This is a genomic window from Vibrio sp. 10N.222.49.C9 (assembly GCF_041474985.1).
Lineage (GTDB): Bacteria > Pseudomonadota > Gammaproteobacteria > Enterobacterales > Vibrionaceae > Vibrio > Vibrio crassostreae_C.
Genome location: NZ_JBFRVD010001014.1, coordinates 1 through 280 on the forward strand (window position 1 = coordinate 1; position 280 = coordinate 280).

Annotated in this window: 1 protein-coding gene; it reads left to right on the forward strand. The window is 43.2% G+C overall.

What is annotated here, in order from left to right; genetic code table 11:
• A partial coding sequence (locus AB4585_RS26670; protein ID WP_372171758.1) for a hypothetical protein occupies nt 1–280 on the forward strand: 280 nt, incomplete at both ends.

Below are 280 nucleotides of genomic sequence, written 5' to 3' on the forward strand. Positions count from 1 at the left end.
CTACACCCCAATATCTCTCCATGACATCTTAGCAGTCAGACAAGTAGTAGACGGGACCACAACCCGTAACGCAGTCATCAAAAGCCTAATCCGCATTAACGACACCAAATACACCCCAATTGGCAGATACAGTTTTGAGGGCATACCTCAAGATCTCTATGGTGCAGGGGAGAGCATCTCTCTCGTTAAATACATCTCTAACTTAAGCGCGAAACCGCCTGAAATTTATATTGATCAGGATGGCATCGAACAAGTTGATTACGAAAAAATCAGCTTTAAA